The following is a 21865-nucleotide window of genomic DNA, read 5'->3' as shown; positions in this document are numbered from 1 at the left end:
CATTACCTTGCTTTGCAATAAACTTACTAGCTTTAACACATGAACTGCCCCGAAAGTGACGAAGAACCCTTTATTTTCAAATTTATCTATCACTCTATCACAAAATATTCATAACAGACTAATAATCAATGAATAGAAACATAATATATTTCCATTATATCTATCACAACTCTATCACTGCTCTATCACCCATCTATCACATCATCTTGACTTTCCCCTTGCCTTTCCGACATACAAAAACGAACCAACTTTATTTGAAAAAACCTGTTGATTTTCTTGCATTTGCCCCATATTTTTATTATCTTTGTAAGAACTTAAAGTCATATACATCCGGATGTTCCCAACCCCTACACCCCCATGTACAGACCGCCATCACCCGGGTGTTCAGAAATGTAAATCCGGATGTAAAGAAAGTTAATCGGGCACTTTTCTCAGTTTTATTCATTGGTTTTATCAAAAATACAGCTTATGTCACATGCTTATGTAGTACGTCCCAAAGTGGACAAAAGCGGAGAAACAGAAAAAATCCGCTATTATGGCGTTCCGGTAACATCCGGGCAAGTATCGACCGAACAACTGGCAACGTGCATCTCTACCCGGTGCACGCTGTCAAGAGGCGACGTACTGGCTGCCATAATCGAGATCGGACGCGAAATCCAGTTCCAGCTGGATAGGGGGTACACCGTAAATCTTCACGGCATAGGGACATTGTTCCTCTCGGCAGGAAGCGAAGGATATGAAGATCCGAAAGACTGCACGCCCCATCGCGTGAAAGCCAAACGCCTATGCATCAAGGCTGATCCGGAAATGAAGAAGTTCATGAAAAAGCTCAAGTTCGAAAGGTGGAAATGATTTACAAGTTGAAATCCATGATTTTAAAAGACAATCAAAGATGAAGGTAACGTTATATCGATATGAAAAGGGAACGCTCGTCATGCGTTCCGTGGAAATGGAAAAACTGCTGACCGCCCTGCGGACAGAGAACCTCAACAAACCGGTCAGCACCACGCGCGACAAAGTCATGTTTGCACTGCCCGGCACGCAAAACAGTTTCATAAAGAAACTTCCGGTGATCGTTTTCGGCGGGACTTTCCGCAAGACAGGCGAACCCGCCCCTCCCATGCGCGACTATTCGGGATTGGTGCTGCTCGAAGTAAACCATCTTTCCGACTTGCAAGAAGCGGTACAAATCAGGCAACAAGCCGCCATGATGCCACAAACGCTACTGGCATTCATCGGCTTTAGCGGAAAAAGCGTGAAAATCGTGATCCCGTTCACACTGCCGGACGGAGCGCTTCCACGTTCACCCGAACAGGTCAAACGATTCCACTCGCAAGCCTATCTGACGGCAGTCAAATATTACCAGCCGCAATTAGGACGTAACATCACGCTGAAAGAGCCGGTCCCACAGCACGGATGCCGCATGAGCTACGACCCGCAACCGGTATATAACCCCGACGCCGTTGCCATCCGGATCGAGCAACCGGCACAGATGCCGGATTCGGAAGAGATCCGCATCATCCCGGAAGAGCCATCCGCCCCGCTTCAAAGGCTAATGCCCGGTATGTCACGCAACTACCGGATCGCCACACTGTTCAGCATAGCGATGGTAGACGCCATCCGAAAATCCGGACAGATAAAAGACGAGAATCTCAAACCGGTCTTTACCCTATTAGCCGAGAATTGCCTGAAAGCCGGTATCCCCGAAGAGGATGCCGTACAATGCACGCTACTTTACAACAACATGAAACCCAAAGAGATGGAAATACGCATGACTTTCCGATCCGTCTACACTCTGAAAGAAGCACTCGCCGGGAAGACATTCATGCCGGAAATCATGTCGCTGACTTTGCAATTAGAAGAATTCATGCTGCGCCGTTACGAAATCAGAAGCAACAAGATGAGCGGCGAAGTGGAATATCGGGACAAATCGCTCCTACGTTTCACATTCAGCCCTTTCACTCGCGAAGTCCGCAACTCCATCTGCACGGAAGCGCACAAAGAAGGACTGAATGTCTGGGACAAAGACATCGAACGGTATGTCTACTCGGACAGCATACCCGCTTTTTTCCCGATAGAAGAATACCTCGGACATCTGCCCAAATGGGATGGCAAAGATCACATCCGGGAACTTGCCGAACGTGTACCTTGCAACAATCTCCGATGGGCCGACCACTTCTACCGGTGGTTCCTCAGCATGGTGGCGCACTGGTTAGGGTTGGACCTGGAGCATGGCAACAGCACTACTCCCCTACTCGTCGGCGACCAGGGGTGCGGCAAATCGACGTATTGCCTGAACATCCTGCCTTCCGAACTGCGGCAGTTCTACACAGACAGCATCGACTTCAGCAAGCGCCGGGATACGGAACTGGCTTTGCACCGCTATGCCTTGGTAAACATAGACGAGTTCGATTCCGTCAAGGAGACGCAGCGAAGCTACCTGAAGCACATCCTGCAAAAAGCGAATGTCAGCACACGGTTGCCCTACCAGACGGCCAACAGGAATTTGAGACGTTACGCCACATTCATCGCGACAAGCAACAACTTCAATATCCTGACCGACCCGACCGGTAGCCGGCGTTTCATTTGCATCGAAGTCACAGACACCATCGATTATGTACAGCCGATCGACTACGAACAGCTGTATGCACAGGCGATGGAAGCATTGGCAAACAGCGAACGCTACTGGTTCACACACGAGGAAGAAACCGAAATCGTCGCCAACAACCGGCAATTCCAGCAAATACCGCCCGAAGAACAACTGTTCCTGCAATATTTCCGGCTCCCGAAAAAGAATGAGGCAGGCGAATTTCTACTATCGATAGAGATTTTAGGGCGGATCAAGCAGAAGCAACGCGATTTCAACTACACAAAAAACGTTATCTCCAATTTCGGACGTCTTTTAAAACGGAACGGCATCCCGTCGAAAAGAAGCAACAGAGGTACTATATATCAGGTAGTTGAGCTGAACAAGTCCTAAAAAAAAGACTTCTCTCTTTCAGAAACAGTGACACATGAGTGATACATAAGTGATACAAACGTGATAGATATTTCGAGTATCTATCACGCATTATAAGCCTAATAAACAATCAGTTAACAGCAAGCAAAGTGATGGAGTGATACTAATTTTCAGGAAATGTGCCGACATCCGGCTTCGGCACATCTCCTTTCTTTAATTCTTTAATCCTTTAATTCTTTAATTCATTTATTACATTATGTAATATTATTCGTATCTTTGGTGCTGTTATCCTTTATCAAATATAATCTATTTATGAAAACAGGAACTTCAATCATTCTACTATTATACCTATCCATCGGAATGCTGCACGGACAACAAACCGATACCAACAAGGGATTGCCTGGCAAGTTAGTGCAGGATTACTTTTCCGTAGTACAGGAATATGCCCTCGTTTATAACGGGAAGGAATATTCACGCTATGAAAAACAGACAACTAATCATCCGTACCTGGTAAACGCCGGATTCGAGGAAGGGACAATAAGCTTTGGGGGCACCGTCTATCCACGGCTTCTCATGAAGTTGGACTTATTCCGGGACGAACTCGTTTTGCAATCGCCGAACAAGCTCTATCCCATCGTTGCCGAAAAAGAGCGGATCGATTACATCCTACTGAACGGTTACCGCGTCATCAACCCGTCGACAAGAGGATGGCAAGACTTGATCGGCAACGAATATATAGTGTTACTGTCCGATAATATCTATCCGGTTATCAAAAAATATGTTGTCACCTACGAGGAAAAAGTAAACGGGCTTTCCATCGAAGCCTCTTTCCGGATAAAAGAACGGTTCTATGTCGTCAAGGAAAACAGATTTTACCCGGTTAAAAACAAACGGGCGCTACTCAACCTTTTCCCTGACAAGAAGAAGGAGCTAAGCCGATACGCACGGGAACAGAAGCTGAACTTCAAGAAGCAGCCGGAACAGGCTTTCGTTACGATTGTCAAACAATATGAAGCATTAAACAGATGAGGACAAGACAAATAGGATATATTATAATCATGTTGATCATCTGCCATTCTCCGTTGTTTTCCCAACAGAATGTCAGTATCCATGCCGAAAAACAACTGGCGGCAGAAGTGTTCCGCCAGATAGCCGCCCAAAGCGGATTGACAGTCTACTACAATCCGGCGGATGTCGATTCGTTGATCGTCACGCTCGCCTGTACGGATCTGCTACCGGCCGAAGCCATGCAGCAAGCATTGGAAGGCAGCCATTTGCAAGTATTCGCGTTTGCCGACAAATATTTATTTGTCCTGAAAGACAAAAAGCTGATAACCTCCCTTCCCGATAATTTTTTTGGAAGTGACAGGAAAGGAGAAGAACAATCTAATTTTGCCGCTGTCCTGAATAAACAAAAAGAACAGAAAGCGACTTCGGAAAACAAAGTCTATACCATCGGCGACGCTTCTGCTCCCGGTTCCGGTAAAATCAAGCTAAGCGGCCACATGACCGACTTCCGTACCGGTGAACCGGTCGTCGGCGCTGTCGTCTATATCGAGAACCCGACCATCGCGGCGACAACTGACGCATTCGGTTTCTACACGCTGCTTTTACCGGCCGGACGCCACAATTTGCAAATCAAAGGGATAGGGCTGAAAGACACCCAACGGCAAGTGATACTCAATTCAGACGGGCTGCTCGACATTGAATTGGAAGAGCAGGTCTATTCGCTGAAAGAGGTGACCATCACTTCCGACAGGATAGCGAATGTCCGCAGCAACACTTTAGGAGTAGAGCGGGTCAATCTCAAGGATATAAAGAACGTGCCCACTGTATTCGGTGAAAAAGACGTGATACGGATCGTCATGATGCTGCCGGGCGTCAAAGCGGTAGGCGAAGCCTCCAGCGGATTCAATGTACGGGGAGGATCGACCGACCAGAACCTGATCCTGTTCAACGACGGCACGATCTACAATCCGACACATTTGTTCGGACTGTTCTCCGCCTTCAATGCCGACTTGGTCAAAGACATCGAACTATATAAAAGCAGCATTCCGGCTAAATACGGAGGCCGTATCTCATCCGTCCTCGATATCAACGGAAGGGAAGGCAATAAAAAGAAATTCACGGGATCGGCAAGTCTCGGACTTCTGACCAGCAGTGTCACGCTGGAAGGGCCGATCGGAAAGAAAACCTCTTTCATCGCCGGAGGCAGGACGACCTATTCGGACTGGCTGCTCAACCTGTTGCCGGAGAAAAGCGGTTACAAAGACGGGAAGGCCGGGTTTTACGATTTAAACCTGATAGTGGATCATAAGTTTTCCGACAAAGACAACTTGTATGCCAGCGGATATTACAGTCACGATCATTTCCACTTCGATTCAAACGAACGATATGGCTATACCAATGCCAACGGCTCCTTAAAGTGGCGGCATGTCTTCCCGAATCGGATGACCGGGACTTTCACGGGTGGGTACGACCATTATGATTATCTGACAAAAACGGAAGAGAACCCGGCAGAGGCCTACAGGCTGCGTTTCGGTATCAACCAGATTTTCGGGAAGTTGGATTTCACCCATTACCTGAATGAAAAGCACACGATTGATTTCGGAGGCGGAACGACTTACTATCGGTTGAATCCGGGAGAGAACGTACCCAACCATCCGGAATCACTGGTCGCACCGGATAAATTGCAGAAAGAGCAGGCAATGGAGACCTATCTTTATCTGGCAGACAGATGGGAGATAAACGACCGGTTGTCGGTTAGCGCCGGCTTGCGCTACATGATGTTCAATTCGATGGGACCGCGCACCTATTCCCTCTACGATCCCACTCTCCTGCCCGGCGAAGGGACAGAGACGGAGATTAAGACCGTCAACGGTTTTCGTGCCTTCAAGACCTATCACGCACCAGAAATCAGATTGTCCGCCCGCTATGCTTTCGGTAGCGACTTTTCCGTCAAAGCCGGATTCAACACATTGCAACAGAATATACACAAGCTGTCGAACACCACCATCATGTCGCCTACCGACACTTGGAAACTGAGCGACGCGAACATCAAACCGCAAAAAGGGATGCAGGTGGCAGCCGGATTATATAAGAACTTTATGGGAAACAGCATCGAGACTTCGATCGAGGCGTATTACAAAACCATGAAGGACTATCTGGACTACCGGAGTGGTGCGCAACTGACCATGAACCATCATATCGAAACCGATGTGATCAGTACACAAGGCAAAGCCTACGGCGTGGAGTTGATGGTGAAAAAGACACAGGGCAAACTGAACGGCTGGGTCAGTTATTCATATTCGCGAACCCAGTTGAGGCAACATGATGCCCGCATATCCGATCCGATCAACGACGGGAACTGGTATCCGGCAGATTACGACAAGCCGCACGAAGTGAAACTTGCCGGTAATTACAAATTCACGCAACGGTACAGTTTCTCTTTAAACTGCGACTACAGCACGGGACGTCCGGTGACATTGCCGGTTTCCAAATTCAATTATGCGGGAGGAGAATTTGTTTACTACTCCGGGCGCAACCAATACAGGATACCGGATTTCTTCAGGATGGATGTCGCGTTCAATATCGAACCGAGCCATAAGTTGACCCTGCTTACACACAGTACGTTCTCCATCGGAGTTTACAACGTAACCGGAAGAAAAAATGCTTACTCCGTTTACTATATATCCGAAGACGGGAAACTACAAGGTTACAAGATGGCGATATTCGGTGCTCCCATTCCTTATTTGTCTTACAACATAAAATTCTGAATCATGAAAAAGTTATCTATAAAACTGCATCTTGTTTTCTACTGCACGATGATCGGCCTGGCGACGGGTTGCATCACCCCCTACGAACCCGACGTGAAATGGATCAACGACCTTTTGGTTGTGGAAGGCGCCATTATCGCTCCTTACGGAACCACGATCCACATCAACCGGACAGACGAAGGGAGCAGTAGTTTCTATGACCCGAGCCTAACCGATAAAAAAGCAATTGTCACCCTTATTTCCGATAAAGGCACGACTATTGCAACCGCAAAAAATACAACCGGAGGGACCTACACGATAACAGACTCTATTTCGTTCAAACCAGGAGAGAAATATGCCATTCACTTCCTGTTGGACGGCAAAGAATATCAGTCCGATTTTGTGGAACCGCAGATCACACCGGAAATCGATGAAGTCAATTTCCAATATAAAGAACAGGAAGAAGTCAACATCAGGGTTTCGACCCACAACGACAATCCGAATGCTTCACGCTATTACCGCTGGACGTATAAAGAAGACTGGGAAATCGTTTCCGACTATTTCGCCCAATATACTTGGAGCGAAGAAACCGGAGTTGTGAAATTAAACCAATTCACGTCCAACAATACACATTATTGCTGGGGCAGCAACTCCTCCAACCGGATCATACTGGGAAAGTCGGACAACATGACCGAAAACAGGTTAAGAAATCATTCCATTCTGAAGTTGGGACCGGGAGATAACCGTTTTTCCTACTTATACAGCATCTTGGTCACCCAACAAACACTCGACAAAAAAGCATACGAATATTTTGACAACCTCCGGAAAAATGTGGAACAGACCGGAGGACTATTTGCGCCCCAACCCACTGAAATCAGAGGGAACATCTCTTGCTTGGACGATCCGGAAGAAATCATCATCGGGCATATATACGCAACGACGGAAACCTCTTACCGCTGCTACATAAAGGCAGAAGAGATTCCCGGCATGAGCGACATATACGATTGCAGGGATCAGCCTGTTTTTTGGGAAGAAATGTTAAGTATGGCATATCACCAAGGACTCGCGATTCTTAAATTAGGAGAAGATCCCGGAACCTACGTTTGTATAAATCGGCGATGCGTAGACTGTACCGCCCGCGGAGGGAGCAAGAACAAACCGGATTTCTGGCCGAAAAACCATCAATAAACACAGTATCTTATGAAAACAATGATATCCACCAAACAAATACTGCTGCTGGTCCTGCTCTTGCTGATCGGGACAGGCGACGGATATGCTTCGTATCAAGAACGGGCCTATCTTCAAACCGACAAACAATTTTACATTGCCGGTGAATTACTTTGGCTAAAATTATATACGACTAATATCGAGGGGGAATTAAGTTCTTTCAGCAAAGTCGGGTATGTCGAACTGTTGAATGACTCCATACCCGAAGTACAGGTCCGTTTGGATCTGACAGACGGGACGGGAAGTGGCTGGATGGAACTGCCCGTCACCCTACCCACCGGCTACTACCGGCTGGTCGCTTACACCCGGTACATGCAAAACGAAGGAGAAGATATATTCTTTGAAAAAAAGATTTCTGTCGTAAATCCTTATCAGCCTCAAGAAACACGGGCCGGAGCTGAAAAGTATTCTTTCAAGCAGCCTAACCGGATAAAATCGAACCCTATCATAACGGTATCGACAGACAAGGCTTCATATCAGGCAAGGGATAAAGGGGTTATCCGTATCCAAGGATTACCCGCCGACTCCATCTCCCTTTCTGTTTCTGTTGCCGGCACAGACCCGATACAGATAACGGCTCCATCGATCCGGGAATGGAAAGAAAGCCTTTTTTCTAAAGGCACGGCAAGTTTCACCGCAAAAATTATTCCGGAACATGAAGGTCCCATCTACGAAGGACAGCTCATAGACCGGAGTAATAATCAGCCGGCTACGGAATACGGTATCGTCGGACTGCTTTCTTTTCCGGGAGAAAATATCCAAGTATTCAACGGGAAAACCGATAAAAACGGACATATCACTTTTTATACGGGCTTGACACATGGGAAAAAGGAGATGGCTACGGTTGCGTTGAATACATCCGGGAAGTCATACCGGATCGATTTGCAATCGCCATTCGCCCGGCACCGGCCCAAAACATTCCCGCCTGTCTATCTCGATTCCACCTGGCATCAATATCTTTTGCAAAGAAGTATGGGAGTACAAGTCATGCAGGTCTATACCGGCGATTCCATCAACCGGATAGAAAGTGCCAGTCCCCACACGTTTTCCAAGCCCTACAAATCTTACATCCTGGATGAATATACCCGTTTCCCTTTTATTGAAGAGATACTGACGGAATTCATTCCCATTGCCAGAGTCAGTAAAAAGAATGGCAAGCGGACCTTCTCCGTCCTAACGGAAAAAATGGATAAGTTCTCCACACAAACGCTTGTTTTGTTCGACAACATACCCGTCAAGGACCAAGAACAGATATACAGCTATAACCCGTTATTGCTGAAAAAAATAGATGTCTATTTGGGACACTATATTTTCGGCGGGCAACGATTTGACGGTATCCTATCTTTTTCGACATACAAAGGAGACTACCAGGGGATAAAGTTAGACCCCGCCACTCAATTGTTCGATAAAGGAGGCACGCAGGCCACTCGCTATTTTTATGCACCCGTATATGAAGAAGAGAAGGACAAAACATCGGGCAAACCGGATTTCCGGCATACCCTGCTCTGGATTCCCACTTTGCAAAGTGACGGACAGAAGGAAATGACAATTCCATTTTACACTTCCGATCTACCGGGTGAATATACGATTACAGTCGAAGGAATCGGAAGAAGCGGAACACTTGTAAATGCGGCTTATACGATAAATGTTACAAATTAATCTTACAAAACATATTGTACATATTACAACATTTTGTAACTTTGGGCAATATCTCAATTCATTGAATTGCTAATTTAATAATATCATGAAGAACAGAAAATTAAGAATGGGTATGGTTGGCGGAGGCAGTGACGCCTTTATCGGGGCGATCCATCGTCGCGCAGCTTTTATGGACAACCAGATTGAATTAGTTTGCGGATGTTTCAGCGTAGACCCTGAGATATCCAAAAGTTCCGGTTTATCTTACTTTTTGCCGGAAGACCGGATTTACAGCACTTACCAGGAAATGTTCGAACACGAAATGACCTTGCCGGAAGGAGAACGGATGGATTTTGTCACGATCGTGACTCCCAACCGCTGGCATTTCGAACCGGCCATGATGGCGCTCGAAAGAGGGTTCCATGTGGTAGTGGATAAACCGATGACATTCTCATTGGAAGAAGCTAAGCTTTTACAGAAAAAAGTGGAAGAGACCGGACTCGTACTGGCACTGACACATGTATATTCGGCCTATCCGGCTGTGAAAGAGGCTAAAGCCCGCATCGCAAAAGGCGAACTCGGAAAACTGCGCCGCGTTTATGTGGAATATACACAAGGATGGCTCTCCGAGCGAATCGAACTGTTAGGCGGCAACAACGCCGGATGGCGCACGGACCCGAAACGTTCCGGCAAAGCCGGCTGCATAGGTGATATCGGAACGCATGCCTGGCATCTGAGCGAATATATCACCGGACTGAAGGTGAAAGAACTTTGTGCAGATCTGAAGGCTTTCGTTCCCGGACGTCCGATCGATGACGACGGGGCGGCATTCCTCCGCTACGAAAACGATGTGACAGGCGTCTTGACCGCGACACAGATCGGAACAGGCGAAGCCAATAATATCCGCATCCGTATTTATGGCGAAAAAGGAGGACTGGAATGGCGCCAGATGGAGCCGAACACGCTGACCTTGAAATGGAGGGACCGACCGACTGAAGTATTGAATATTGGCAACAACGGCTACCTGACTCCTGAAGCCCTGTGGAATACCCGAACTCCGGCAGGACACCCGGAAGGTTTTATCGAAGCCTTTGCCAATATCTACCGCAATTTCTCGCTCACCGTCAGAGCGATCAAAAACGGCGAGACACCCAGCGGAGATTGCCTGGATTTCCCGACCGTACACGATGGTGTAAGAGGCATGCAATTCATTGAAACAATGGTGGAAGCCGGATACAATGATAACGTAAAGTGGCAAAAATGGATCGATTAGAATCCTGAAAAACCGTAATAAATAACATCTTATGAAACTAAACGTACTTGCTTGCTGCCTGTCCCTGCTCGGGACGGCAGCTTTCGCTCAAAAAAACGAATGGAGAGACCCTAACGTAAATGAAATCAACAGGGCTCCCATGCACACGCACTATTTTGCGTATAAAAACGAAAATAGTGCGCTGAAAGGATGCAAGGAATCATCCGAGAACTTCATGACCTTGAACGGTAATTGGAAATTCTTCTGGGTAAAAGACGCAGATATGCGTCCGACCGATTTTTACCAGGTGAATTTCAATGATAAAGGATGGGATAATTTGAAAGTGCCCGGCCTATGGGAACTAAACGGTTATGGCGACCCGATCTACGTAAACGTAGGATATCCCTGGAGAAGCCAGTTCAAGAACAACCCGCCTGAAGTTCCTACGGAAAACAACCACGTAGGTTCCTATCGCAAAGAAATCACAGTCCCGGCAGACTGGAAAGGGAAAGAGATCTTCGCTCATTTCGGCTCTGTCACATCGAACATGTATCTTTGGGTGAACGGGCAATTCGTCGGCTACAGTGAAGACAGCAAACTCGAAGCCGAATTCAATCTGACCAAGTATCTGAAACCCGGAAAGAACCTGATCGCATTCCAGGTATTCCGCTGGTGCGACGGCACTTATCTGGAAGACCAGGATTTCCTCCGCCTCTCCGGTGTCGGTCGCGATTGCTACCTCTATGCCCGCACTCCCAAATACATCCAGGATATCCGTGTAACTCCGGATTTGGATGCACAATATAAAGACGGTACTTTGAATGTTTCCCTGAACCTGAAAGGCAACGGAACAGTGGATCTGAAGCTGTTGGACAAAGCAGGCAAGGAAGTCGCCGCTTCGTCAGTCAAAGGTTCCGGAAAAATCACTACCGACATGGCTGTAAGCAACCCGGAAAAATGGTCGGCCGAAACACCGGTTCTCTATACGTTGATCGCGACATTGAAAGACGGAAACAGCACTGCCGAAGTCATTCCGGTAAAAGTCGGTTTCCGCAAGATCGAATTGAAAAATTCCCAGATATTGGTGAACGGACAGCCTGTCTTGTTCAAGGGAGCCGACCGTCATGAACTGGACCCGGACGGCGGTTATGTCGTATCGCGGGAACGCATGATCCAAGATATCAAGGTCATGAAAGAATTCAACATCAATGCCGTGCGCACTTGCCACTATCCGGACAACAACTTATGGTATGACTTGTGTGACGAATATGGCATCTATATGGTCGCCGAAGCGAATATCGAATCGCACGGGATGGGCTACGGAGACAAGACGCTTGCCAAAAACCCGCTGTTCGCCAAAGCGCATCTGGAACGCAACCAACGCAACGTACAACGCGGCTACAACCACCCGGCCATCATTTTCTGGTCATTAGGAAACGAAGCCGGCATGGGGCCTAACTTCGAGGCTTGTTATACCTGGATCAAAAACGAAGACAAATCACGCGCCGTGCAATACGAGCAAGCGCGTACAAGCGAATTTACCGATATCTATTGCCCGATGTACTTAGGCTATGACAGAGGGGATGAATATTGCAAGGGGAACATCGACAAACCGCTGATCCAGTGTGAATATGCACATGCGATGGGGAACTCGCAAGGGGGATTCAAGGAGTATTGGGATCAAATCCGCAAATACCCGAAATACCAGGGCGGTTTCATCTGGGACTTCGTGGATCAGTCCTTGCATTGGAAAACAAAAGACGGCGTTCCTTTCTATGCCTATGGCGGCGACTGGAACAAATATGACGCTTCCGACAACAACTTTATGGACAACGGCTTGATAAGCCCGGACCGCAAACCGAATCCGCATATGCACGAAGTCGGACATATCTACCAGTCTATCTGGGTGACTCCATCCGACTTGGCGAACGGTGTCGTAAACGTGTACAACGAAAACTTCTTCCGCAACCTGGACAGTTACTATGCAGAATGGGAATTGCTGGCAAACGGCGAAGTGGTTCAGACAGGTATGATCAAAGACCTGGAAGTAGCTCCGCAACAGACCAAGTCCATGAAACTGAATTATAGCACAGACGGCATTTGCAAATGCAAAGAGCTGTTGCTGAATGTGGCCTTTAAACTGAAAAAAGCGGAAACATTACTGCCCGCCGGTTATACGGTAGCCAAAAACCAGTTGACGATCCGCCCGTACAATGCTCCGAAACTGGATTTGCAGAATGTACAGCAAGTGAACATTGCGACCGTTATCCCGACCATCAAAGATAATGATATCAATTATCTGATCGTGGAAGGCGAAAACTTCCGCATGGACTTCGACAAACATGACGGATTCCTGTGCAGATATGACGTCAACGGCACGACGATGCTGAAAGAAGACGGCAAACTGACTCCGAACTTCTGGCGTGCTCCGACCGATAACGATATGGGTGCCAACTTGCAGAATAAATATGCAGCCTGGAAAGAACCGGGATTGAAACTGGTCTCTTTGACAAACAAAATCGAAAACGACATGGCAACCGTCAATGCCGAATATACGATGGATGCAGTAAAGGCCAAATTGTATCTGACCTATACGATTAATAATGAAGGAGCTGTAAAAGTTACGCAGAAAATGGCAGCCGACAAATCGGCTGAAGTCTCCGACATGTTCCGCTTCGGTATGCAGATGCAGATGCCGAAATGCCTGGATCAGGTCAACTACTACGGTAGAGGTCCGGTCGAGAACTACTCCGACCGTAACAACGTTACCGACCTGGGCAATTACAAACAGACTGTAGACGAACAGTTCTACTCTTATATCCGTCCGCAGGAAACAGGGACTAAAACGGATATCCGGTGGTGGAAACAGACTAACAAGGGCGGCAACGGACTTATGTTCATCTCGGAAGCTCCGTTCTCGGCTTCAGCCCTGAATTATTCGATCGAATCTTTGGACGATGGCACTCACAAAGACCAGAGACACTCCGAACTTGTACCTCAGGCAGGCTACACAAACATGTGTATCGATAAAGTACAAATGGGATTGGGTTGCGTCAACAGTTGGGGAGCACTTCCGTTGGAACAATATCGTATCCATTACGGAGACCATGAATTCTCTTTCATCATGAAACCGGTTCAATCCAATTTATAAACAGCAACAAAGAGGAACCTGTCCCCGCATTTCGATCCGGGAAGCGGGGACAAGCCTCTCTTTTTACAAAAATTGGTAAAAAAGCATAATCACTATGCATATTTCGTTAAATAGCGGGTGTAAACTTTTATTTTATGTAGAAAAAGACTACTTTTATTGCCGATTTTTAAATCTAATTCAGGACTAATTGTAAAATCGTTTACCATAGAAACAAATGGCTACTAACAACAATTCTAATCGCTATCCTTCCGAAAAAAAAGGGAGATTTTTCAAAGGAAAAACTTTCATTCTTTTGGTCGGGTTACTTCTTGGGGCAGGCATCATGGTTGCCGTATACAAAACATCCGTTTATTTTTCTTCCGATGAATCCTGTATGATGTGCCATGTTCATCCTCATGCGGAAGACAGTTGGAAGCTCTCCAAACACGTAAACAACGGAAGCGGCGTTAAAACACATTGCGTGGCTTGCCACCTTCCGCCTCAAAGCGACACATGGAACCATTACACGGCTAAAGCCAAATTAGGATTGAAAGACGTATGGTCTTTCATGACAAAAGACAGTGCGGATTTCGACTGGAACACCAAATCGGAGTTGGAACATGCCGTTAAATATATTCCGAACGAATCCTGCAAAGAATGTCATCAGAACCTGTTCCCGGAAGGGATTAACCAGGATGGCATCACAGCTCACCTTTATTATGACGAAAACGAAAAGAAACTGGATTTGCAGTGTATCAGTTGTCACCTCGACGCCGGACACTATAATCCGGATTATAAACACGGTAAATTAACCGGTATTCCCGGCGGTGCCACAGCTACGGTCGACACCAGCCTTTATTTTAAGACGGCGACGCCTGTCACATCTTTTACCGACTATACGGAACAAATTCCGGGTACGGCCGTTGCATTCAATATGGTCGCCATTCCGGGCGGCACATTCAAAATGGGTAGTACCGGTAAAGAGCCGTTCCATAAGGAAGATGAAGCTCCGGTCCGGAACGTTACGGTCAGTCCGTTCTTTATGGCTGAAGTAGAAGTTACGTGGGATCAATATTGGGCATTCTACGCACAAACCATGAGTGAAGGACGTACTCCGCCCGAAACCGTATATGCAAATAACAGCAACCCGGATGTCGATGCCATTTCCGGTCCGACTCCTCCGTTCGGATTCCCCGACCAGGGATGGGGTGCGGGTGACCGTCCGGCTATCACGATGACACATTATGCAGCAGAAACCTTCTGCCAGTGGTTGTCTAAACAAACAGGAAAAAAATACCGTCTGCCGACCGAAGCAGAATGGGAATATGCAGCCCGTGGAGGAACGGAAACTCCTTACTTCTTCACAGGAAACCCGAAAGATTTCTCTGACCAGGGATTCTGGCGCAAGTTCTTCGATGCAAAAACAGACAGCATCAGTTCATTCGTGATTTACGCGAAGAACAGCAAGAACAGGACTCAGGAGCCGAGCGAAGTGAAAGCGAACCCGTTCGGTTTGAAGAACATGCTGGGTAACGTAATGGAATATTGTGCCGACAAATATGATCCGCAGGCTTACAGCAAAGGTGGCGAAAACGTGACGAACCCGTTAGTCACAGAAGGAGAAGAATGGGTTGTACGCGGTGGTAACTACACTTCCGATGCAGCAGATGTCCGCTCTGCCGCCCGCGATTATACCAAGCATGATGCCTGGCTGAAGACAGACCCGCAGCAACCGAAGAGTATCTGGTGGTACTCGGATATCCGAGGCATCGGTTTCCGTGTGGTTTGCGAACCGGACCCGGCAATTGGAGCGAAATAACAGATGTCTAATTGATACCTAAAATTACTATATCATGAAGAAAGAAAACAGTATTAGCAGAAGATCGTTTTTAAAAAGTACAGCTATGGCCGGAGCACTGGGTGCAATCGGTACTGGCAGTGCAAGTGTATTAACCTCATGTGCAGGCGGCGGCGAAACAGCAGCAGCTAACAAGCCCCTGAAAGAACCCGGAACTTATTATATCCCGGAATTGCCCGACAAGGCCACTGACGGAAAAGAACTGAAAGCCGGTGTGATCGGTTGCGGCGGACGCGGTTCCGGTGCAGCAGAAAACTTCCTGGACGCAGCAAACGGCGTAACGATTGTTGCTGTTGCCGATACATTCAAGGAAAAAGTTGACGCATTGGCCGACAAACTGAAAGAAAAAGGATGTAATATTCCCGAAGACAAACGTTTCGTAGGTCTGGATGCATACAAACAATTGATCGATAGTGGTGTCGATGTTGTCATTGTTGCAACTCCTCCCGTATTCCGTCCGATACATTTCCAATATGCAGTTGAAAAAGGCAAACATTGTTTCCTGGAAAAACCGATCTGTGTCGACCCGGTAGGCTATCGTACGATTATGGCTACTGCCAAACAGGCTCAGGCTAAGAATCTGTGTGTTGTTACAGGTACACAGCGTCACCACCAGCGTAACTATGTCGAATCTTACAAGAAGATCATGGAAGGCGCCATCGGTGAAATTACAGGCGGTACTGTTTACTGGAATCAGAGCATGTTGTGGTTCCGCGAACGTCAGAAAGACTGGAACGATTGCGAATACATGATCAAGGACTGGGTAAACTGGAAATGGTTATCCGGAGACCATATCGTAGAACAGCATGTACACAACATCGACGTATTTACATGGTTCAGCGGCTTGAAACCGGCTAAGGCTGTAGGTTTCGGCTCTCGCCAGCGCCGTATCACAGGTGACCAGTATGACAACTTCAGCATCGATTTCACAATGGACAACGGTATCCACATGCATAGTATGTGCCGCCAGATTGACGGTTGCGTCAGCAATGTAAGCGAATTCATTCAAGGGACAAAAGGTTCATGGTCTACCGCCAACGGTGAAACCGTAATCAAGGACAATGCCGGTAATGTGGTTTGGAAATATGATTCAGAAGCAGAAAAAGCCCAATACAAACAGACCAATCCGTACGTATTGGAACATGTAAACTGGATCAACTGCATCCGTGGCGGCAAACAGATCGAACAGGCTTCCGAAACAGCTGTCGCCAACATGGCTGCCATCATGGGACGTGAATCCGCATACACCGGTGCGGAAACGACATGGGATGCCATGACCGCTTCTCCTCTGGACTACACTCCGAAAGACCTGAACTTAGGCAAGATGGATATGAGTGGATTTACAGTTCCGGTTCCGGGAAAACCTCGTGACGAAAAGAAAAAATAATATATGGCACTGAACAGAAGAAACTTTTTAAGAACAACTCTGGCAGGTGCGGCTGTTGCAGCCGGTAGTTCAGCCTTTGCTGCCTGTGGCGGCAAGGCTGCTTCTGCAGAAGGTTGCCCGGCAGAAAAGGGATCATGTCCCAACAGCAAAGCCGAGTTGAAGATATCTTTCCAGGAAGGAATCGCACCGGGAGCCAATCTCAACGAGAAATTCGACTTGATGGAAAAGTTGGGCGTCGTTGGTTTCGAACCGGGTGGACGCGGCCTGAAAGATCGTGTGAAAGAGATCAAGGAAGCACTGAACGGACGCAACATCAAAGTGAGCGCCATCTGTGCAGGTTTCCAGGGTTTCATCCTCTCGACAGATCCGGCAATCCGCAAGCAGTGCATGGATACGATGAAAGAGATCATGGCTGCCGCAGGCGAACTGGGTTCTACGGGTGTGATCATCGTTCCGGCTTTCAACGGTCAAAAACCGGCTATGGCCCATACACAGGAAACACGGGATTTCTTGTGCGAACAATTCAATGAAATGGGTAACTTCGCAAAAGAACACGGAACCACCGTCATCTTTGAACCGCTCAACAGGAAAGAGGCTTTCTATCTCCGCCAGGTAGCGGATGCAGCTTCTATCTGCCGCGACATCAACAACCCGGGCGTACGCTGTATGGGTGACTTCTGGCACATGACTTGGGAAGAGACTTCCGACATGGGAGCTTTCCTTTCTGCAGGCGAATATCTGCAACATGTGCACGTTGCCAGCCGCAAACGCCGCAGTATGCCGGGTGAAGACGGAGAAGCAGATAACTATGTCAACGGCTTCAAGGGTCTGAAGATGTTGGATTACGACAAATATGTAAGTTTCGAATGCGGATGCCAGGGAGACCGGAACGTTTTGGTTCCTGCCGCAGTGGAACTCTTACGCAAACAATGGGAAGAAGCATAAAATATGCCATTAGTATATCCTAATATGCAAATGAGTGAGGTGGTGGAAGAACACCCCTCACTCATTCCTGTTATTAACCGTTTTGGAATCCGCCTGGGCTTAGGCGATAAATCGGTAAAGGCGATTTGTGAAGAATACCGGCTGGATGCCGACTTCCTCTTGACGGTAATCAACACGTTCCTCAATGAGGAATACTTCCCGGAAAAGAAATTACAAACGTTCCATACTTCACAAATCATCGATTATCTGACTAAAACCAACCTGTATTACCAACGCTATCAAATCCCGAATATAGAAAGGCATCTCGGTTCATTCATATCGATGAGTACGCCGGGAAACAACACGCTCAACCTGATCGGCAAGTTTTTCTCCTCCTTCAAAGAAGAGCTGACCTCACGGATCGAAAAAGACGACCGGATCTGGTTCCCCTATTGCCTGTCATTAAGCGAAAAACTGAAAGATTATCCATCTTCCGGGCAGGTCGAAGCATTGCACCTCGGAACGGAACAGCGATTGGAAGATCCGATAGAAGCCCTGTTGGCGGACCTGAAAAGCATTATGGTCAAGCATCTTTCCGGCGACTATAACGAGAACTTATGTTACGCCGTCATATTTGCCATCAGCAGCCTGGAAAAAGATATCAAACAACACAACCGCATCCGCTACCGGATATTGACACCGATGGTTTCGGCAATGGAAAAGTTGTGTATTTAACAAACAGCCGGATGCATCGCAACAAGCAAATAGCAATCATATTATCCGACACGCTACAAAGCATCGGCCTGCAAAGCATGTTGACCGACTATTTTCCCCCGGTAGAGATCAGCCACTACCCTACGTTCGAGACATTTTCGACTTCCGGCAACGATACATTCGATTACTATTTTACAAATGCCGCTTTATTTGTCCTCTATGCAGACTTTTTCCTTCCCCGCCGAAGCAAGACGATGGTCCTGATCGACGGGACCGAAGGCGAAGGGGGACTATCGGCAACCAGCCATATCACGATCAAGGCCTCGCAGGAAATCATCATCGAGCAGTTGGAACAACTCTTTACCGGAGACAACAACGGCATTTCCAATGAAAACAACAAGGAACTGTCCACCCGCGAAACGGATGTCCTCCAATTAATCGTCAAAGGCAGCACCAACAAAGAAATTGCAGACAAGCTGAACATCAGCCTGAACACAGTCCTCAGCCACCGCAAGAACATCACCACCAAGCTCGGCATCAAAACCGTATCGGGACTCACCTTCTATGCCATCATGAACGGCATTATTTCAGGCGACGACATCGAACTTTAAAATCACTACATGTAGTGATTGATTGCCTTTCATCTTTACCGTTCCTTTGCAATCGTAAAATACTAATAGTTTACAATTAATACGATGAATCAACGCTATCTGTATGTCCTTGTTGCAGGCGTGCTTACATGTTTGCAACCGATGAAAGCCGAACGGGTGAACGAACATGTGAACGACACGATCAAGACCTATAATATAGGTGAGGTGATCGTCACTTCTTCCACAAAGGAGACGAACGACCTCCGCATGCTTCCGGGAGCCGTTTCCATCCTCTCGCCCCAAGCGATAGCAGCCAGGCAGATAGACGCCCTCAAGGATATCAGCGCTTTCGTTCCCAACCTGTATATGCCGGATTACGGTTCGAAAATGACTTCAGCCATTTATATACGCGGAATCGGAGCGAGGAGCAGCGGGCAATCCATCGGACTATATGTCGACAACGTCCCCTACCTGGATAAAAGCGCTTTCGATTTCGAACTGAACGATATCCAACGCATCGAAGTTTTACGGGGACCGCAGGGAACCCTCTACGGGCGTAACGCAATGGGAGGCATCGTCAACATCTACACCCTCTCCCCCTTCGATTACCAGGGGACAAAAGTCACGATGTCGATGGGCAATTACGGGGCGGCCAAAGCCAAAGTCGCCCAATACAGCAAGATCGGTGAAAACGTCGGGATCTCGCTAAACGGGTATTACGACCGCAACGACGGCTTTTTCATCAACGAATACGACGGCACAAAGGCAGACAAAGAGGAATCGGCAGGCGGCCGTTTCAAGTTGGAAGTGCATATTACGGATCATTTGAAAGCGCAATATGCACTCAACTATGACTATGTAACACAAAAAGCCTTCCCTTACGGGCAGTACGACCCGCAGACCGGAACCGTGCAGCCGATCCGCATCAACGATCCGAGTTCCTATTGGCGCCGCACGCTGAACAACAGCTTGTACCTGGAATGGAAAACGGACCGTTTCATCCTCGCCTCCACCACGGCCTACCAATATCTGAAAGACGACATGAAGATGGACCAGGACTATACGGAACAGTCTGTCTTCACCCTCCACCAAAGCCAGAAACAATACGCATGGAGCGAAGAACTGGCGATCAAATCCAATACAAAAAGCAATTACCAATGGAGCTTCGGCGCCTATGGATTTTATAACAGCCTGAACACCGACGGTCCGGTCGTCTTCAAGAAAGACGGGTTGACAGGCATTCTGCAAAAAGCATTCGACGACATACTGGCGAATAACCCGAAAGCGCCGAAACTGAACGTCCAGGGAGACGAACTGGACCGGATCTATTTCCCCGGAAAGTTCGGCACACCGACTCACGGCTTCGCCGCTTTCCACCAATCGACCTACGATCACCTCTTCGTCGAAGGGCTTTCTATCACCGCCGGTATCCGCCTGGACTACGAAAAGGCGAGTCTGGACTATCATTCGGCAGTGGACAGCATGAAGATCGGCGTGCAAATGGGACCGATGAAGATGACGCTCCCGGTCACGACGACTATGGACGGCAACATCTCGCAGGATTTCCTGCAAGTATTGCCGAAGGTTTCGCTCCGTTACCAATGCACGCCCGGAACATTCACGTATCTCTCGGTCGCCAAAGGGTACAAGACAGGAGGATATAACGTGCAGATGTTCGGCGACCTGGTCCAGGCGCAGGCCAAATACGACCTGATGTCCAAGTTCGCTCCCGACAAAGCCGAACAACCGGGTGAAGTGAAGAATGTCGCTTCCTACAAACCGGAACACAGCTGGAACTACGAAGCCGGCATCCGCAGCGAGCTGCTCCGGGACAGGCTGAGTGCGGAACTGACCCTCTTCTACATGGACATCCGCGACCTCCAACTGACCAGCTTTGCCGAGAACGGCAGCGGACGCATGATCACCAACGGAGGAAAGGCGAACAGCTACGGCGTGGAGTTGAGTCTGCGGGGCCGTATCATGGACGGACTGACCGCCGACCTCAACTACGGTTTTACCCGCGCCACTTTCCGCGATTACATCTTCACGGACAAGGACGAGAACAGCCAGATCGTGAAAACGGACTGCAAGGATAATTTCATTCCTTACACGCCGCGCCACACCGTCAGTTTGGGACTGCAATACACGAAGTTGCTCCACCGGAAGATGATCGACCAGTTCATCGCATCCGCCCAGTTCACCGGAGCCGGCAAGATCTTCTGGACGGAGAAGAACGACATCAGCCAGCCGTTCTACGGCCTCGTCAATGCCAAAGTGGGCGTCCGCAAGGGCATCGTCAACCTGAACCTGTGGAGCCGCAACATCACGAACACGGACTACCAGGCGTTCTATTTCGAATCGTTCAACCAGTCGTTCATCCAGAAAGGCAAACCCTTCCAGATCGGCGGCGAGATCACCGTTACATTTTAAG

Annotated in this window: 14 protein-coding genes; all 14 read left to right on the top strand. The window is 48.0% G+C overall.

Annotated elements, in window-relative coordinates; translation table 11 throughout:
- The first annotated feature begins 468 nt into the window (after nt 1-468).
- The 14 genes from RDN79_RS09080 (at nt 469) to RDN79_RS09015 (ending at nt 21864) form a co-directional block, all read left to right on the top strand.
- Nucleotides 469-852, top strand: coding sequence for an HU family DNA-binding protein (locus RDN79_RS09080; RefSeq protein WP_298552976.1), 384 nt, complete (start codon nt 469-471; stop codon nt 850-852).
- A gap of 40 nt (nt 853-892) precedes the next feature.
- Nucleotides 893-2980, top strand: coding sequence for a BT4734/BF3469 family protein (locus tag RDN79_RS09075; RefSeq protein WP_298552975.1), 2088 nt, complete (start codon nt 893-895; stop codon nt 2978-2980).
- Between the two features lie 291 nt (nt 2981-3271).
- Complete coding sequence (locus tag RDN79_RS09070; protein WP_298552974.1) at nt 3272-3988, top strand: hypothetical protein; 717 nt, start codon at nt 3272-3274, stop codon at nt 3986-3988.
- The gene (locus tag RDN79_RS09065; RefSeq protein WP_298552973.1) at nt 3985-6735 is read left to right on the top strand and encodes a TonB-dependent receptor; all 2751 of its coding nucleotides are present in this window, start codon (nt 3985-3987) and stop codon (nt 6733-6735) included. Before RDN79_RS09070 ends, RDN79_RS09065 begins: the two co-directional genes overlap by 4 nt.
- 3 nt (nt 6736-6738) lie before the next feature.
- On the top strand, nt 6739-7902 hold the full coding sequence (locus RDN79_RS09060; RefSeq protein WP_298552972.1) for a DUF4249 domain-containing protein: 1164 nt from the start codon (nt 6739-6741) through the stop codon (nt 7900-7902).
- Nucleotides 7903-7914: 12 nt separating this feature from the next.
- Nucleotides 7915-9600 (top strand): hypothetical protein, encoded by a 1686-nt coding sequence (locus RDN79_RS09055; RefSeq protein ID WP_298552971.1) that lies wholly within the window; start codon nt 7915-7917, stop codon nt 9598-9600.
- Between the two features lie 85 nt (nt 9601-9685).
- A complete protein-coding gene (locus RDN79_RS09050; RefSeq protein ID WP_298552969.1) occupies nt 9686-10852 on the top strand; it encodes a Gfo/Idh/MocA family protein in 1167 nt (388 codons plus the stop codon).
- Between the two features lie 31 nt (nt 10853-10883).
- On the top strand, nt 10884-13982 hold the full coding sequence (locus RDN79_RS09045) for a glycoside hydrolase family 2 TIM barrel-domain containing protein (protein WP_298552968.1): 3099 nt from the start codon (nt 10884-10886) through the stop codon (nt 13980-13982).
- A gap of 214 nt (nt 13983-14196) precedes the next feature.
- Nucleotides 14197-15780 (top strand): SUMF1/EgtB/PvdO family nonheme iron enzyme, encoded by a 1584-nt coding sequence (locus RDN79_RS09040; protein ID WP_298552967.1) that lies wholly within the window; start codon nt 14197-14199, stop codon nt 15778-15780.
- Between the two features lie 34 nt (nt 15781-15814).
- Entirely contained in the window at nt 15815-17206 is a 1392-nt protein-coding gene (locus tag RDN79_RS09035) for a Gfo/Idh/MocA family oxidoreductase (protein ID WP_298552966.1), read from the top strand.
- A 3-nt stretch (nt 17207-17209) separates the two neighbouring features.
- Nucleotides 17210-18151: a sugar phosphate isomerase/epimerase gene (locus RDN79_RS09030; protein WP_298552965.1), complete on the top strand. Its 942-nt coding sequence runs from the start codon at nt 17210-17212 to the stop codon at nt 18149-18151.
- A 24-nt stretch (nt 18152-18175) separates the two neighbouring features.
- Nucleotides 18176-18865, top strand: coding sequence for a helix-turn-helix transcriptional regulator (locus RDN79_RS09025; RefSeq protein WP_298552977.1), 690 nt, complete (start codon nt 18176-18178; stop codon nt 18863-18865).
- An 11-nt stretch (nt 18866-18876) separates the two neighbouring features.
- Nucleotides 18877-19455: a LuxR C-terminal-related transcriptional regulator gene (locus tag RDN79_RS09020; protein WP_298552964.1), complete on the top strand. Its 579-nt coding sequence runs from the start codon at nt 18877-18879 to the stop codon at nt 19453-19455.
- 84 nt (nt 19456-19539) lie between these two features.
- Nucleotides 19540-21864 (top strand): TonB-dependent receptor, encoded by a 2325-nt coding sequence (locus tag RDN79_RS09015; RefSeq protein WP_298552963.1) that lies wholly within the window; start codon nt 19540-19542, stop codon nt 21862-21864.
- The last annotated feature ends 1 nt before the right edge of the window (nt 21865 follow it).

The organism is uncultured Parabacteroides sp. (assembly GCF_902493135.1).
Classification (GTDB): domain Bacteria; phylum Bacteroidota; class Bacteroidia; order Bacteroidales; family Tannerellaceae; genus Parabacteroides.
This window is presented reverse-complemented; position numbering and strand designations above follow the sequence as displayed.

Bases quoted from the DNA above. Each gene is read 5' to 3' on its own strand.
- RDN79_RS09030 (WP_298552965.1), top strand. From the start codon at position 17,210: ATGGCACTGAACAGAAGAAACTTTTTAAGAACAACTCTGGCAGGTGCG.
- RDN79_RS09075 (WP_298552975.1), top strand. From the start codon at position 893: ATGAAGGTAACGTTATATCGATATGAAAAGGGAACGCTCGTCATGCGT.
- RDN79_RS09060 (WP_298552972.1), top strand. From the start codon at position 6,739: ATGAAAAAGTTATCTATAAAACTGCATCTTGTTTTCTACTGCACGATG.
- RDN79_RS09045 (WP_298552968.1), top strand. From the start codon at position 10,884: ATGAAACTAAACGTACTTGCTTGCTGCCTGTCCCTGCTCGGGACGGCA.
- RDN79_RS09040 (WP_298552967.1), top strand. From the start codon at position 14,197: ATGGCTACTAACAACAATTCTAATCGCTATCCTTCCGAAAAAAAAGGG.
- RDN79_RS09050 (WP_298552969.1), top strand. From the start codon at position 9,686: ATGAAGAACAGAAAATTAAGAATGGGTATGGTTGGCGGAGGCAGTGAC.
- RDN79_RS09020 (WP_298552964.1), top strand. From the start codon at position 18,877: ATGCATCGCAACAAGCAAATAGCAATCATATTATCCGACACGCTACAA.
- RDN79_RS09025 (WP_298552977.1), top strand. From the start codon at position 18,176: ATGCAAATGAGTGAGGTGGTGGAAGAACACCCCTCACTCATTCCTGTT.
- RDN79_RS09035 (WP_298552966.1), top strand. From the start codon at position 15,815: ATGAAGAAAGAAAACAGTATTAGCAGAAGATCGTTTTTAAAAAGTACA.
- RDN79_RS09065 (WP_298552973.1), top strand. From the start codon at position 3,985: ATGAGGACAAGACAAATAGGATATATTATAATCATGTTGATCATCTGC.
- RDN79_RS09055 (WP_298552971.1), top strand. From the start codon at position 7,915: ATGAAAACAATGATATCCACCAAACAAATACTGCTGCTGGTCCTGCTC.
- RDN79_RS09015 (WP_298552963.1), top strand. From the start codon at position 19,540: ATGAATCAACGCTATCTGTATGTCCTTGTTGCAGGCGTGCTTACATGT.
- RDN79_RS09080 (WP_298552976.1), top strand. From the start codon at position 469: ATGTCACATGCTTATGTAGTACGTCCCAAAGTGGACAAAAGCGGAGAA.
- RDN79_RS09070 (WP_298552974.1), top strand. From the start codon at position 3,272: ATGAAAACAGGAACTTCAATCATTCTACTATTATACCTATCCATCGGA.